Below are 16355 nucleotides of genomic sequence, written 5' to 3' on the forward strand. Positions count from 1 at the left end.
ATGAGCGGGCAGCGCACGACGGATGCGCCTGCCACAAGCCCTTCCGACAATCGAAAGAAGCGCCGGGCCGGTAGCCGTAAGGCGCCGCGCCGACCCATCGGCATAGAGCCGATGGAGCCGCGCCTGCTACTCTCCGCCGACGATCTGACGCAGGGCGAGCAGGACGCGATTCTGTCCGGCCTGGTCGCCTTGCGGGACTGGACCGACGGTGTGGAGAAGCATGGGCAGCTCATGCAGACGCTGCCCGCCGTCGCCGGCAGCATCGGCGACGTCGGCGATGTCTCCGCGTCCATCGACAGCGGCCTCGTCGAGCCGGCCCGCGCCTATTTCAACGACACCTCGTCCAGCCGATCCTTGAGCGACCTTGCGGACGCCATCGAGGCTCAGGGTTTCGTGGACGGCCCGGTGACGGAAAGCTTCGCGGACGGCGAATACCTGTTCAACCTGTCGCTGCGCGATAGCCGGGCGGCGGTGCCCAAGGCCCTCGACCTCTCCGGCGGCGCGGGCGGTCTCGATCTTCAGATCGCGGGCGCGGACGTGCCGGTGACCGGCGGCGTGGCGTTCGACTTCGGCTTCGGTATCGACAGCAACGACGCGAACGCCTTCTTTATCCGGCCCGGCGCTTTCGACCTTTCGGCGGATGCGAGCGCGACCGGCATCGATGCGTCGGCCCGGCTGGGCTTTGTCGACGCGCAGGTGACGGGCGCCGCCGCCACACTCAGCGCGGATGCCGGGATCGCCCTCGTGGACCCGGACAATAGTGACGACGAGAACCGCATTACCCGAAGCGAGTTCGAGTCGACGCCGCTGGACCAGTTGGTCAACGTCACCGTCAGCGGTTCCGCCTCCCTAGACTTGCCGCTGTCCAGCAGCGTGGTGCCGGGGACAGAGACGCTGTCGCTATCCTGGACGAGCGCCGATCCGGCCAGCGCGAGCAGCAATATCGACGGCCTGCCCCTCTACCAGGGGCTGGAGCCGCTGACGGCCGGCGAATGGGAGAGCTTCTTCTCGGAGACCGTCCAATTCGCGGGCGGTCTCGACAATGGCGCGCTGCTCGGCGGCGACCTGCCGCTGGTGGGCTCCCAGATCGCGCCGCTTGCGGACATCGAGGGCTTTTTCACCGACACGCTTGCCGGCCTGGACCCCTTCGCGACGGTGGACGAACTCGTCGCCTCACTGGAAAGCAAGGGTGCGGCAGTGTCGGCCGGCGTTGCCGACGTGACCGGCGACGGTACGGACGAGAGCCTGCTGCTCTCGCTGGACTTCTCGACGACGCGCAGCGGGGCCATCGACCTTTCGTGGACGGAGCAGGATCTGCTGGGGCTTTCGCTCGACGTCGCCGACGCGCCGGTCAGCCTGCAGGTCGACGCCAGCCTGGACATCGGCATTGACCTGATCGATCCCGCGACCGGCTTTTTCCTGGCGACCTCCGACAGCGAGCCGCTGGCCGCGGTCGACTTTACGATAGATCCGTTCGACGCGAGCGGGACCATCGGACCGCTGGAGGTCGATGTCGCGGGCGCCAGCGTGTCGATGGCGCCGGCGGTCTACCTGCGCACGCCCGACAGCGCCAGCCGCATCACCCGCGCGGACATCGCCGCACCGGCCGCGCTGCCCCGCGACTATGCGGACCTGGACGGAACGGCCTCGGCGACGATCCCGCTTACCGCAAGCGTGCTGGGCGCCTCCGGCTCGGCAACGCTGAACGCAAGCTGGAGTGATCTCGGCAATCCAGACGCGATCATGGCGGACATCGACGCGCTTGGACCGCTGCCGAGCTTCGACAGCCTGGATGCAAGCTCGCTGCGCGACGCGCTGGCGCAGCTTCCCGAGGTGCTGCGCCAACTTGCCGCCGGCGGCCGCCTGGATGGCATACCGCTAATCGGGGACAAGCTGGGCGCGGCGCTGGGTCTGGCGGACAAGCTGGAGGGCGAGATTGCGGCCCTGCCGGAGACGCCGACGATCAGCGCCTTGCGCGATGCGTTGAACGCCGCCTTCGGCGGCACCGCGAGTCTGAGCGTCACCGGCCAGGACCTGCAGATCGCCTTCGCTGCCGGCAACACGGTGGACGAGACCGCGGCGTTCGACGTCGACGCGGACCTCGGCCCGGCAAGGATCGGCCTATCCGGCCAGGGCCGCCTGCAAGCCGAGGCGACGGCCGGCTTCCGTCTGGGTATGTCGTTCGACGAGGGGCTGACGGCGGACGAACGAGTCTACATCGTCGCCGGCCCGGACAGCCTCATCGACCTCGCGTTCGAGCTGGCGACGACGCAGCCGCTGGTTGCCAGCGCGGCCCTTGGCCCGGTGCGCGCGGCCGTTCAGAACGGCACCGTGACGCTGGCCGGCCGCACCAGCGGCGCGCTCGACCCCGCCAAGCGGGCGACGGCGAAGCTGCGGCTGGTCGATGCCGACGGCGACGGCCGCATCACGCTGCGCCAGCTTCGCCAGGATCCAGCCGCCATCGTGGGCACACCGACGCTTGACGGCGCGGCGGAGGTGACGCTGCCGCTGATCGGGCCGAGCGCCGACCCGACGACGGCGACGCCGGTCGAGGTCGGTTTGTCGTACGCCCTGGGCGGCGATCTCACCGTCGATGTCGACACGGACGAACTGGCCACGTTGCTGCCGGACCCAGGCTCGCTGCTTTCCGACGGAACGCTGCCGCAGGCGGTCATCGACGCGCTGCCCGAGCTGGAAAGCTGGCTGTCCGATTTGTGGAACTCGATTTCCGACTTGCCGGTCTTCCAGACCGAATTGCCGCTGATCGAGCAGAGCCTGGCCGATACCTTCGACCTTGCCGGCAGTTTCCCGGATCTGGCCTCGGCCCTGATCGCGTTTTCCAAGGATCCGGGAGCGACCGCCAGCGACTTCGCCGCCAGCATCGCCAGCGATCTCGGTGCGGTGGCGGCCGACGGGCTTTCCATATCCGCCGACCCGGCGAGTGTCTTTGCCGGGCTGATCCCGGCAACGGACGTGGAGACGGCGGAGACCCTGGGCTTGCCGACCGGGGCAGATCTTTATGTCTTCAACGTCGGCCTGGAACTGGTGCGCACTGCGGCCGGCCCGCAACTGGCCTTTGCCAGCGGGGCGAACGACACCGGCTTTACGCTGGACGCGCCCACGGAGGCGACCGCGAAGCTGGCTTTCGAGATAACTTTCGGCTTCGACGCCAGTGCGGGTCTGACACCGGCTGATGCACTCTTCGTCCGCACAAGCGATCTGAAGGCGGATCTGGCTCTGGGGATTCCGGACGCCAGCCTGGCCGGGCGCCTCGGTTTCGCCGACGTGACGGTCGAGAACGCCAGCCTGCAATACGAGGTCGGCCTGGACATGACGCTGGGCGAGGCGGCGGGCGGTGGCCTGCTGTCCCTGAACGATCTGCGCGGCCTCTCGCCGGCCGGGCTACTGGGCCTGAATGTCCGCAATTCCGTTCTTGACGCCAACTTCCCGGTCTCTGCGGGCGTCGACGGCCTGCTCGACGCCGACGCCCAGATTCGCGTCACCGCCGACCCGCTTTCCGGCAATGCGCCGGCGTTCGAGATCACCGGCAACGCGGCGGAGGAGCTGCGCAACCTTGGCCGCGCGGATTCCGGCGACGTGCTGGCGGTTCTGGAACAGGTGGCAAGCGTGCTCGCCACCTTCGCGGATTCCGATCTGCTGGCGCAGGACATTCCGCTGGTCGATGCCAGCATTGGCGATGTGCTGCAGTTCGGTCAGGCGCTACGGGAGGAAGGCATCTCCGGCCTGATCGACGCGGCCGGGGTGCCGCAGTTCGAGACCGGCGGCGACTTCGTGACGGCGCTGGCCGGACTGGCGGGCATCGACGCGGGCTCGGTGACTGAGCGCTACGATCCGGATCGCGACTACCTGCTCTATTCCTTCGATCTCAGCCATGACTTCGCCGACGTGGACGCCGACGTGGCGTGGGACGTGGACCTGGGCCGCCTGGGCGGTATCGATACCGACAGCACGCTGACCCTGGCCGCCTCGGGCGCGCTGTCGCTGACCTTCGGCCTGGACCTTGCCAGCCGCAGCCTCAGCCTCACCGGCAACACGGCGCTGCCGGGCAACGGGCGGCTGCCGGCCGAGCGCGACGCCCGCTTCGAGCTGCTGCTGGGCGGCACGCGGCGCGTCTCCGTCAAGGTCGCAACGGCGGTCACGCAGACCAACCAGGACGCCCAGGATCTCGTCGACGACGTCGAGGCCGCGATCAACGACGCCCTGCGGGCGGCCGGCCTTGACCCGGCGGCTGTGACGGCGACGCTCGACGGCGACCGGCTGCGGCTGGAGGGCAGCGGCGAGGGCGGCGAGATCCTGGCAATCGCCGCGCCCGACGACCCGGCCGTCAGCGTGCTGGGCCTGGCGCAGGCGCCGTCCGACAGCGTAGCCAAGCTGGCGGTTTCCGGTGTGCCGTTGCCGGGCGACGGCCAGCTTTCGGGCGATGCCACCTTCCGCATTTCTATGAATAGCGGGGCGCTCACCAGCGTCACGGTCGCGGCCGGTCAGACGGCGGACAACGCCAGCCGCGCCGACCTGATCGACGACATCAACGCCGCCCTGGCCGATTTCAACGGCGCGCGCACGGACGCGGGCGATGCGCCGGTCAGCGCCGAACTGGGCGCGGACGGCCGTCTGGTGTTCCGCACCGGCGGCACGCTGCCGACCATCGAGGTGCGCGCGGCCGCCGGTTCCATCGCGGCGAGCGAGCTTGGCATCGGCACGGAGGAGGTCGTGCAGGGCGGTACCGCGCTCTCCGCCGCGACGGCGGCGGCTTCCGGGCGCGGCTTCATTGACGAACTCAGCCTCTCCGGCTCCCTCTCGGCCAACGGCACCCTGGATGCGGCGGCCCGCTTCGGCCTGTTCGACGTGGCGATTGCCGGGGGCACGGCCGACCTGGACGCCGACGCTTCTCTCGCCCTGTCCTCCGGTCCCGGCGTCTTCCTACTGTCGGATATCTTCGACGCGGGCGATTCGCTGGCGCAGTTCGTGGCCGGTGGCGAGGCCGACTTCGCGGGCACGGGCAGCCTGGACCTGCCGGTCAGCCTGTCCGGCGCGGTCGCCACGGGTCTGTCGTTGCCCAGCGACGCGCGCCTGACGGCCAGCGCCAGCGACCTCTTCCAGCCGGACTCCTGGGCGGTCGATCTCAGCGCCCTTGGCGACCTTGGCTCCGTCGGGCAGGTGACAGCCGAATCTCTGATCGCCGCCGTTGTCGAGGCGGCGGACTTCCTGGAGAAACTGTTCCAGGACACCGCCCTCGACGTCGAGCTTCCCGTCGTCGACGTGCGGCCAAGCGAGATTTTCGGCCTTGCCGGCCGTCTGAACGACGCGGTCGCGGAGCTTGAGCAGGAAGGCCTCGCAACGCTGCAGGCCATCGAGGACCGGGTGAACACGGCCCTGCGGGACGCCTTCGGGCTCACCGGCGACCTGATCGAGTTCGCGGTGCCAGGCGGCGACGACCTGCGGGTGACGCTGGATATCGCCAATCCGTTCAGCACGACGACCCTGCCGCTCGACCTCAACCTGGATAACCTGGGGTTGGGAAGTATCGCGGAACTGCCGGGGGTCGGCGCCCTGCTCGACGTTTCGGGCAGCGGTACCGTGGAGGTTACGCCGACCGGTTCCCTCACGCTGGCGTTCGGGCTGGACCTCACCGATCCGCTGGCGCCGGTCAGCTACCTGCACCAGAGCACCGGGGCGTCCCTTGGCCTGCATTTGGGAACGCCGAGCCCCTTCGATCTCAACCTCGCTATCGGCCCGATCGGCGCCTTCGTGCGCGGCGGCACCGTCTCGCTGAGCGCGGCCTCCGATACCTCGGCGCCGGCCACCATCGCCATCGCGCTGGACGAGGGCCAGGACCGCTACACGCTGGATGACCTGCTATCGGGCGCGACGCCGGTGAGTGGCAGCAGCTCGCCCGTGCAACTCACCATCGATGGCCGGGCGCAGGCGACGCTGCCAACCTACTATCCCAGCGAGAGCGATCGTGTCGGGGACATCGCGCTCGACATCGCCGATCTGGGCCAGTTCGTGGACGACCTCGCCGCCGGGCGGGCCATCGACGCCAACCAGATCCTGACGACGCCGGATTTCGCGCAGATCATCGCCGACACCGACCTATTCTCTGGCCCCGAGGGCTTCCTGGAAGCGCTCGACCTGATCCTGGGCGGCTTGCAGGACGTCTTTGACGGCGAGGTGTTCGGCGTGCCGCTGCCGCTGGTGGGCGACAACCTTTCCGGCGCCGCCGACTTCATCGCGGACATCCGCGAGGGCGTGCGGGCCAGTCAGGAATTCGCCGGCGTCGCCTCGCTGGACGGCTTCGCGACGGCGCTGGAAGACCTGTTCGGCACAGACCTGGGCTTGCTGCAAGGCGATGTCGGTGTTCGCTACGACGACGGCAGCGGCAGCCTGCAGGACTACGATCCCGACGGCTCGGCCATCGACCCGTTGGACCTGGATCAGGTCGAGTTCGATTTGACCCTCGGCGACATCTGGGAGGCGGCCAGCGGCATCGGCTTCGAGCTTGGCCTGCCAGGCCTGGAGCTTGAAGTCCTCGACGGCAGCGCCCTGGAGGTCGCGCTGGACTGGACGCTGGACCTGGCATTCGGCGTCGACCGCGACAGCGGCTTCTACCTCGTCACCGACGGCATGGACCCGGAATTCATGGCCGCCATGACCGTGGGGCTGTCGCAGAATTTCCAGGCGCGGGGGCGTCTCGGCTTCCTGGAGATGCTGATCGAGGCCGACGAAGGCGGCGCGCCCACCGGCGTCGGCGGCACGCTGTCGGTGGACCTGGATGACGCGCCGGGCCGGCAGCTTACCTTCGCCGAGATCGTCGGCGGCGGACTGTCCGAGCGGCTGGCGGCCGACTTCGAGGGTGACGCCTTTGCCAACCTGGACCTGGCGCTCGCCTTCGGCTTCGAGCGCGATCCGAACACCGGCGCCTATGAGCGCATCGGCTCTTTCCCGACGCTGACCAGCGATTTCACCCTGGCTTGGGAATTCCTCAGCGGCGACGGCCTGACGGGCGCGATGCCGAGCGTCGCCTTCGAGAACATCCAGCTCAACTTCGGCGAGTTCGTCAGCGAGTTCGTCGGCGATTTCATCTCGCCCATCGAGACGGTGCTGGCGCCGGTGCAGCCGGTGGTAGACGTGCTGCTGACGCCGCTGCCGGTGGTCTCCGACCTGGTCGGCCGACCGACGACGATGCTGGATCTCGCAGAGGCATATGGCGGCGGGATCGGCGAGAGCGCCAAGTTCATCGAGGCCGCGGCGAACATCGTTTCCCTTGCCAACCAGCTTGGCAGCGTCGGCGACGACGCCTTCATCTCGCTTGGCAGCATCGACTTCGACGGCTTCGATCTGCGCCTGGGCCGCGGGGCTGGCGGCGCCGCGCTGGGGGAGGACGCCTTCGCGGACCTGCTGGGCGGCGACAACATCGTTACCCAGACGCTGGACCAGATTACCAACGCCATCGAAGGCTCCGGCGGCGGGCGGTTCCTGTCGTCGGTGGAGGCGGTGGGGCCGGGCTTCAAATTCCCGATCTGGGAGCAACCGCAAAACGCGCTTGGCCTGCTGTTCGGCCAAGACATCGACCTCGTCACCTACACGACGCCGTTGCTCGACCTCAGTTTCCGCTACGAGCAGAGCTTTGCGCCGATCTGGTCGCCGCCGCCCATCGTGCCGTCGCTGGGCGGGCGTCTGGGCGCGCAGGCGCAATTCACCTTCGGCTTCGACACCGTGGGCGTGACGAGCTTCATCGACACGCGCAATGCCCTCGACCTTCAGCGCGGCCTCTATATCGGCGACACCCGCGACGGCGAGGATGTCGTCGAGGCCAGCCTGTTCGGCGAGTTGACGGTCGGCGCGTCGGTCAGTGCCGGGGTTGCGGAGGTGGGCGCGCGCGGCGGCGTGGGGGCCGCCGTCGACATGAACCTGCGCGATCTTGAAGAGCCGGATCAGCCGGGCGTCTTCGATGGCAAGATTCGCTCCGACGAGTTCCTGGAGAACCTGCGCCACGGCGGCCCGCTGTGCCTCTTCGAGGCAAGCGGCCGGTTCTTCGGCCTGCTGGAGATTTTCTTCGACACGCTGTTCACGCCGGAGCAGACCTTCCGCCTGGCCGAGGTGACGCTGGTCGACTTCGACATCCCGACCTGCGTGCCGCCGCCGGAGCTGGCAACGCTGGAGGGCGACGGGACCCTGCGCCTCAACGTGGGCGACCGCGCGGACGAGCGCGGCGGCGGCACCTCGGGTATCGAGGACGAGGAATACCAGATCTCCAACATCGCCGGCGGCATCGTGAAGATCGAGGCCTTCGGCCACACCGCTGTCTACGGCGGCGACGAGGACGGGCTGTTCGTGGAGCGCATCGTCGGCGACGCGGGAACCGGCGACGACTCCATCGTCATCGAATCCGGCCTGACGACCGAGAACCGCGACCCGATGCAGGCGACGCTCTTCGGCGGCAGCGGCAACGACCTCTTGGTGGGTGGCGACGGCGACGACCTCTTGGTGGGCGGCCTGGGCAACGACCAGATTCGCGGCGGACGCGGGTCGGACCGCATCTTCACGGCAATGCGCAATGCCGCCGGCGCGAGCGACGAAACGAACACGGTCGAGGCCGGCAAGGGCGACGATGTCGTCTATGGCAGCGCGGGCATGGACGCGACCCTGGCCGGGGAAGGCAATGACATCGTCTATGGCGGTGGCGGCGCCGACGGGATACAGGGGCAGGCCGGCGACGACGCCATATTCGGCGGGTCCGGGAACGACGAGCTTGACGGCGGCACCGGCGCGGACTCGGTCTGGGGAGGTGCGGGTTCCGACGTGGCCGCCGGCGGCTATGGTGTCGATACCGTGATTGGCGGCGCCGATCCGGGCGGGCTGGACCTCGGTGGATTGAGTGAGACCTGGGACGCCACGGCCACCGGGTTGTTCGGCGAACCCTCGTCGGACGATTCCGACGACGTGATCTTCGGCGATCGTATCGATTATCGCGCGATCGAGGATTCGGCGCTGATCAAGAGCATCCTTGGTCTGGACGATGAGAGTTTCCGCGAGGCGGTGGCGAACCAGCCGCGCTTTGATGCTGCTGCCGAGGGCGGCGACACGCTGCATGGCGGTGGCGGCGACGACCAGATCTTCGGCCAGGGCGGGAGCGACGAGACCCGGGGCGGCGCTGGCGATGACTACATTGACGGCGGCGCCGCGGCCGACCTGATCGAGGGCGATGGTGGCGGCGACCGCATCCGTGGGCGCGGGGGCGATGACGAGATATACGGCGAGGCCGGGGCGGACCGGATCGACGGCGGCGCGGGCGCGGACCTCGTCTTCGGCGGCACCGAGGCCGATCTTATCCGGGGCAACGCGGGCGACGACGAGATCCACGGCGAGGCCGGCGACGATATGTTGCTGGGCGGCGCCGGCATCGACCGGATTTACGGCCAGGGTGGGCGCGACGTCATTCGTGGACAGTCCGGTAACGACCTTGTGGTCGGCGGCCTCGGTGCCGACGACCTGTTCGGTGACCTCGGCAACGACGTGCTGGAAGGCGGGGAAGGTGGAGACACGCTTTCCGGCGGACGCGGCGCAGATACGCTGTGGGGACAGGCCGGCGACGACACCCTGCGCGGCGGCCGAGACGGCGACACGCTCTCTGGCGGCCTCGGCGCGGACACCGTTTACGGCAACCGCGGCGACGACGTGCTGCGCGGTGGCCATGGCGCGGACACGTTGGACGGCGGCGACGGGGCCGACCTGGTCTATGCCGGTCGTGGGCTTGGCAACGAGCTGTTTGGCGGGGCGGGCGACGATAAGCTGTATGGCGCTGATGAGGGCGGCGCCATTCAGCTTGGCGACATCATTCACGGCGGCGAAGGCGACGACGAATTGCGCGGCTTCGCGGGCGCCGACACGCTGCATGGCGATGGCGGGAACGACCTGCTCTACGGCGGCACCGGCAACGACACGCTGGCGGGCGATGCCGGCGGCGACAGGCTATGGGGCGAGCGGGGCGACGATGTTCTGTCCGGCGGAACCGGCCCGGACACGCTGCGCGGCGGACGCGGTGCCGATACGCTCGATGGCGGTGACGGCGACGACTGGCTGGACGGGGGTTATGGCGCCGACGTGGTGCGCGGCGGGGCCGGCAACGACGTGCTTGAGGAGAGCTTCGGCACCGGCGACGAACTCTATGGCGATGCCGGTCAGGACATCGTTTATGGCTCCGACGAAGGCGCCGACCGGATCGAAGGTGGGGCCGGCCGCGACCGGCTGTTCGGGCGCGCCGGAGATGACGTAATTCTCGGCGGCTTGGACGACGATATCGTGGACGCGGGCGCAGGGGCGGACCGGGTTCTGGGCGGCGCCGGACGCGACCTGATTGTCGGGGGCGCCGGCGGGGACGAGCTTTACGGCCATAGCGATGCGGTAGACGGGGCGGCGGATGAGGTCGACCGGATCTTCGGCGACTTCGGTGCCGACGAGACCGGCACCGGGGCCGGCGACGACACGATATTCGGCGGGGCCGGCAACGACCTGCTTTATGGCGGACGCGGCGCGGATACCATCGATGCCGGGCCGGGCGCGGATGACAGGGTGGTGCTGGGCGACCAGACGGCGCTCGGTCTCGGTGGCGGCAGCCTGACCCAGGCGGCGGTCGCCGGCTGGACGGGCGCCGCAAGCCTGCCGCAATCGGTGCCGACCTCGGGACGCTGGGTCTCGCTGGCCGGACGCCCGGGCGCGAGCCTCGGCGCCACGATCCGCGAAGACGACGGTCCGGCGCTTGCGGTCGGCAGCGGGGGACAGCGCTATCTGGCGTGGAGCGACACGCGCTCGGGCACGTCGCAGATATATGTCGCGGTGGAAAGCAACGGCGCCTGGACGCAACTTGGCGGCAGTGCCGGAGGCGGCGGCATCTCGCTGTCCGAGGCCGCTTCGCACAATCCGGCCCTGGTGCTGGACGACACCGGCGCGCCGGTCGTGGCCTGGATCGAGGGTGACGGCGGCAACGCCGACGTGCGGGCTGCGCGCTGGGACGCGGGCGAGGGGGCTTGGCAGGGGCTTGGCGACTCCCTTTCGGCTGGCGGCATCAGCGCCGGGCAGGTGCCGTTGCAGGTGGAGGCCGTGGCGACGGATTCCGGTGTGGCCGTGTTCTGGCGCGCTACGTCGGGCGGCAGCGCGCAGGTCTTCGCAAAGCGCTTCGACGGCACGAACTGGGTGTCGTTCGGAACGGGCGCGGCCTCCGGCGATGGTATCACTGCGGCGACTGGCGGCGTGACGGATTTCGCCGTGGCCAGCGAGGGCGGCAACGCTGCCGTAGCCTGGACGGCGGAGGGAGCCGGCACGCAGCAGGTGTTCGTGAAGACATTGCAGGCAGGAAGCTGGAGCGGGCTATCGGGCAGCGCCGACAGCGACGGCCTCAGTGCGACAGCGACGTCCGCCGGTGCGCCAAGCCTGGCGTACCATGCGGGCGACCTTTTCGTGGCGTGGCACGAGCGCGGTGGACTGGATGCCGAGCTTTCCGAGATTCAGGTCCGTCGCCATGACGGCTCGGCCTGGAGCGCGGTGGAAAGCGCATTCGGGGACAACCGCATCAACGCGGCCGATAGCCTTGCGGTGCGTCCACAGCTTGCGGCGGGCGGCGGCGAGCTTCACCTTCTCTGGCAGGACGCCGTGCCGGACAGCGCGGACACGCCCGTCCGACTTTATGTGAGCGTTCTCGACGGCGGCCGGTTCGTAGAGGCGGTTCCGGGCGAGGCGACCGGCGCGGGTATCGCCGGTATCGTCGGCGATTTCGAAGACCTTGCGCTGGCGGTCGATGCGAACGGCAGCCCCTTCGCCGCCTGGGCGGAGCGCAGCCCGGACGCGGCCGGGGTGCAGCTTCTCGGCAATCCCACCGCTTTGCAGCGGGTCTTCACCGCCGACGGCACCGCCGCGCTACAGCAGATTCTGGATGACGAGGACTTGGGGGCGGGCGACGTCATCGCGCTGACGCCCGGCGAGTTCACCGGCAACGTCACCATTTCGGACGCGGATTCTGGCGTCACCATCGTGGGTCAGGGCACCACGCTGAGCGGGACGCTCACCGTCGATGGGGCCAGCGATGCGACACTGGCGCGCCTGGGTCTGGGCACGGTGACGGCGACGAATGCCGATGGTCTTGTACTGACGCAGTCGGAGCTGAGCGGCGGGCTGACGCTGACCGGCGGTGTCGGCCAGCAGGTGGTGGACAACGTCATCGAGGGCGGCGTCGCACTCGACGGCACCGACGCGCTGGTCATGCGGGCGAACACCGTCAGCGCGATTGCCGGGACCGCGCTGCATATCGAGGGGTCCGCGAACGGCACGGTGGTCGCGAACACCTTCAGCGGCGCGACAGGCGTCCACATCGCCGCCGCCTTCACCGGCACGATCTCCGGCAATCGGATCGAGAACGGGACGACCGGCCTGATCTACCAGGCGGCAGCGCCGTTCGGCGACAACACCATCACCGGCTTCGACGTCGGCATGCGGGTCGAGGTCGACGATCCGTCCGCCGCGCTTGGTTTCGTTACGGGGTCCGGCAGCAACGTCGTCACCGGCAACCGACTGGGCGTCGAACTTGCCGGCCGCCTGCAGGCCCAGCAGGTTCTGGACAACCAGACCGGCGTTTCGGGCAGCGGCACGCTGGGCGGCGAGACACTGGACAACGCGAACCAGATCACGGGGAACGAGACCGGTGTCACCGGCTTCACCGGCGATATCCACTTTAATCGCATCGCTCGCAACGATGTCGGCATCGAGGCAAGCGACGGGCAGCGTGTCCTTCACAACCTGATCTATCGGAACGAGAGTGTCGGCCTGCTTGTGGATGGCGCCAGCAACGTTCGGGTCACGGCGAACACCTTCTACGCGCCGGCCGGCGACAACGTGCGGCTGGTCAACGGCGCGGCGCACGTCGAGATCCGCTCTTCGATCCTGTGGGCGGAATCCGGCTACGACATCTACGTCGCCAACGACAGCCAGACCGGCTTCTACAGCGATTACAACACGCTGCACGCCACCGGGACGGGCAAGCTGGTCTACTGGACCAAGGACTTCACCGACATCCTGGACTGGCAAGCGGATGTCGCGCGCCATGACCTGCACTCGGTGGGCACGACGCGGATCAACCCGAGCCTCTCGGAGCCGCGCTTCGCCGACCGTGGCCGCGACGACTTCCGGGTCCTGGGTCTTGTCGGCGGGCAGCGCATCTCCAGCCCGGCCGTGAACGCGGCCGACCCGCTGACGGGCCGGGACCTTGCGTTCCAGTACGCCAATCTGCTGGCCAATCCCGGCTTCGAGGACGGCACCGCGAACTGGACCGTGAACACCGCCGGCGCGGCCAACGCGGACGGGCGGACGCCATACAGCGGCGCGGCGATGTTCGATCCGGGCGACGTGCAGCAGGGCTTCGCCGAGCAGCGAATCGACCTTCTGGATCCGGCCAGCGGGCTTGATGCCGCAACCCTGGATCGCGCTGGCAGCACTGATCACGAGCTTTTGGTGGGCGCGCGCATCGCCAGCAACGCCAACTTCCCGCACCACACCGGCCGCCTGATCGTCGAGGTGCTGGACGGCGGCGACGCGACGCTGCTGACCCGCGAGTTCACCAGCGACAACCCGGACGAGCGGTGGGACCTTGTCGGCGGGCGGGTCGAGATCCCGACGGGCGCGCGCAGCGTCATCTTCCGCTTCGAAGGCACGCGGGCGGGCGACGGCGCCAACCTCGTACGCCTGGACAGCGCCTTCGCCAGCGTCGTCGAGGCGGGCTTCGGGCTGGGGCAGGGCGCCTATGGCAACGAGATCGTGGAGACCTCCGTCACCGGCGCGCAGCTCGCCTTGCGGTTCCCGGATCTGTACACCGACTGGGAGCGGGGCGAGCCGCAGACGATTCGCTGGCAGACCTTCGGCAACACACAGGAATCGCCGGTCCGCATCGAGTTGCTGCAGGACGGTCCAGACGGTCCGGCCGTCATCCGCGAGCTTGCCGCCGCCACGCCCGACGATGGCGCATTCATCTGGACGCCGGAGCAGCACGACATCGACTTCGGGACCTATGGCCTGCAAATCCAGGTGTCGCTGGTGGATTCGCCGGGCGCCGTGGACCGCTCGGTCGAGACCTTCACGGTGCCCGAGGATGGCTCGACATACTGGGTGGACGACAGCTCGAACGCGGGCGATGCGTTCACCCCCGGCGGCGTTGGCGACAACCGCAACACCGGCAAACTGGCCAGCGCACCGAAGCCGAACCCGATCAACCTGCTGCGCGAGTACGAGTTGCAGGCGGGCGCCGAGGTCTTCGTGGACACCGGCGACTATCCACTGATCTATCCGGCGCAGATCTCCGGCACGACCGACCGCGGGCTCGGCCTCGACGAAGGCTTTGCGATGACGGGCGCGGGCTCGGCCCAAGTGTCCTTCTTCGCCGCGATTCCGGGCGACCGTCCTGCCGCGTTGGTCGAGCTGGACGACGCCGATTTCGTCACCGTAAGCGGGCTGACGCTGCGCGATGCGACACGCGGGCTCTGGGCGTATGGCGGCAGCAATGACCTGACGCTCAGCGACATTGTCGCCTATGGGCACAGCGAGGAAGGCATCCGCGTGGCGACGCAGTCGCCGAACGGCGTGTTCAGCGACCTGGTGGCCCATGACAACGCCGGCGACGGAATTGTCATCACCGGCACCCTGGATCGACTTGTGGCACCCGTTTCACACGATAATGCCGGGGACGGCCTTGTCGTCGACGGCAGTGTGGGCGCTATCGAGGATGTGCGGCTTTACGACAATTCCCGCTCTGGCGCGGACCTCGATACCGAGGGCGACCTGCTGATTCAGCGCGGCGAGATTTACGGCAACGACGTCGGCCTGGATATCCGCCATCGCAACGGCTCGGCGATCGTCGGCTCTTCCGACCTGTCCAGCGGTAACGGTTTGGTCGTCCGCGACAACCGGGACGACGGCATCCGCGCGCGGGGCGGCATCACGGTGGCCGGCAACACCGTGCACGGCCACGACGAGCGCGGCGGCGATGTCGGAATTCGGCTGACGGGCGGGGCGGATGCGGAGTTCAATCTGGTCTTCGCCAACGCCATCGGCATCGAGGCGTTCGACGCCGCGCTGGTCCTGAACAACCGAATCTACGCAAACCAGGGTACCGGCCTCAATATCCGCGACGACGCGACGGCCCGGCGCAACGTGGTCTATTCGAACGACCGGGGCATCACGACGGGCGGCTTCCGGCACACCGCCACGCTGGAAAACAATCTGGTCTACGCCAATACCGACTGGGGCATCCGGCTGTCGGGCGGGCAGGACCACCGGATCGCCAACAACACGGTCTATCAGACCAGCGGCAGCGCGCTGCGTATCGAGAACGGCGCCGACGGCGCAACGGTTGTCAGCAACATATTGTGGAGCGAGGTCGGCCCGCAGATCACCGTGGGCGCCGACAGCCAAACCGGTTTCGCCGCGAACTACAACCTGTTCTGGGGCAGCGGCCCTGTCGGGCACTGGCAGGGCGTGGACCGCGCCACACTTAGCGACTGGCGCAACGCGTCCTTCACCGACCGCTTGAGCGTGACCGGCGATCCGCTGTTCGTCGATGCCGACGGCGCGGACGGTGTCCTTGGCTGGCAGGACGCCGGCAACGACGGCCGCGACGACAACTTCCACCTGCAAAGCGTCGTCGGTAGCGTGAAGGGCGGCGGCCTCGTGCCCGTGCTGGATGCCGCGACCGGCCTGCCGGTGTTGTCTTCGACGACAGTTTCCGCGGATGCAATGCAATCGCCGGCCATCGACCGGGGCGCGGCGGCGGACGGCGTGGGGAACGAGCCGGCGACCAATGGCGGCTTCCGCAATATCGGCGCCTATGGCGGCACCGATCAGGCCAGCCGAAGCCCGGCGGAATACGTGCTGGTGATGAGCCCGAACGGCGGCGAGACCTTCCAGCAGGGCCAGACGGTCGATATTTCCTGGCGCTCCGACGGCTTCGCCGGCAACGTGGACATCGCCGTGGCGCCCGAGGGCGGAAGCTTCCAGGATATCGCGGTCGGCGAGGTGAACGACGGCAGCTTTGCCTGGACCATCGATTCCGCCGTATTCGGTGCCGGTGAGTACGTTCTGCGCGTGGCGCCAAGCGCGGATGCCAGCCTGGCCGACGAAAGCGATACGCCGTTCGCCGTCACCCCGCCGATCAGCCGCTACTACGTCAACGACGGCTCGACGGCGGGCGACCAGTACACCGCCGCCATCGGCGACGACGCCAACAGCGGCCTGTCGCCTGACGCGCCGAAGGCCAGCATCCGGGCCATCCTCGAAAGCTATGACATCGGCGCCGG

1 protein-coding gene (running past one end of the window) is annotated in these 16355 nt (G+C 68.9%); it reads left to right on the plus strand.

Features of this window, described 5'->3' with window-relative positions:
* Window positions 1-16355: the 5' portion of a right-handed parallel beta-helix repeat-containing protein gene (locus DRB17_RS07400; protein ID WP_114581566.1), read on the plus strand. 12421 nt of this gene lie beyond the right edge of the window; 16355 of the gene's 28776 nt are visible here — the first part of the coding sequence; the start codon lies at window positions 1-3; its stop codon lies beyond the right edge, outside the window.

It is taken from the genome of Ferruginivarius sediminum (genome assembly GCF_003344765.1).
Lineage (GTDB): Bacteria > Pseudomonadota > Alphaproteobacteria > Kiloniellales > Rhodovibrionaceae > Ferruginivarius > Ferruginivarius sediminum.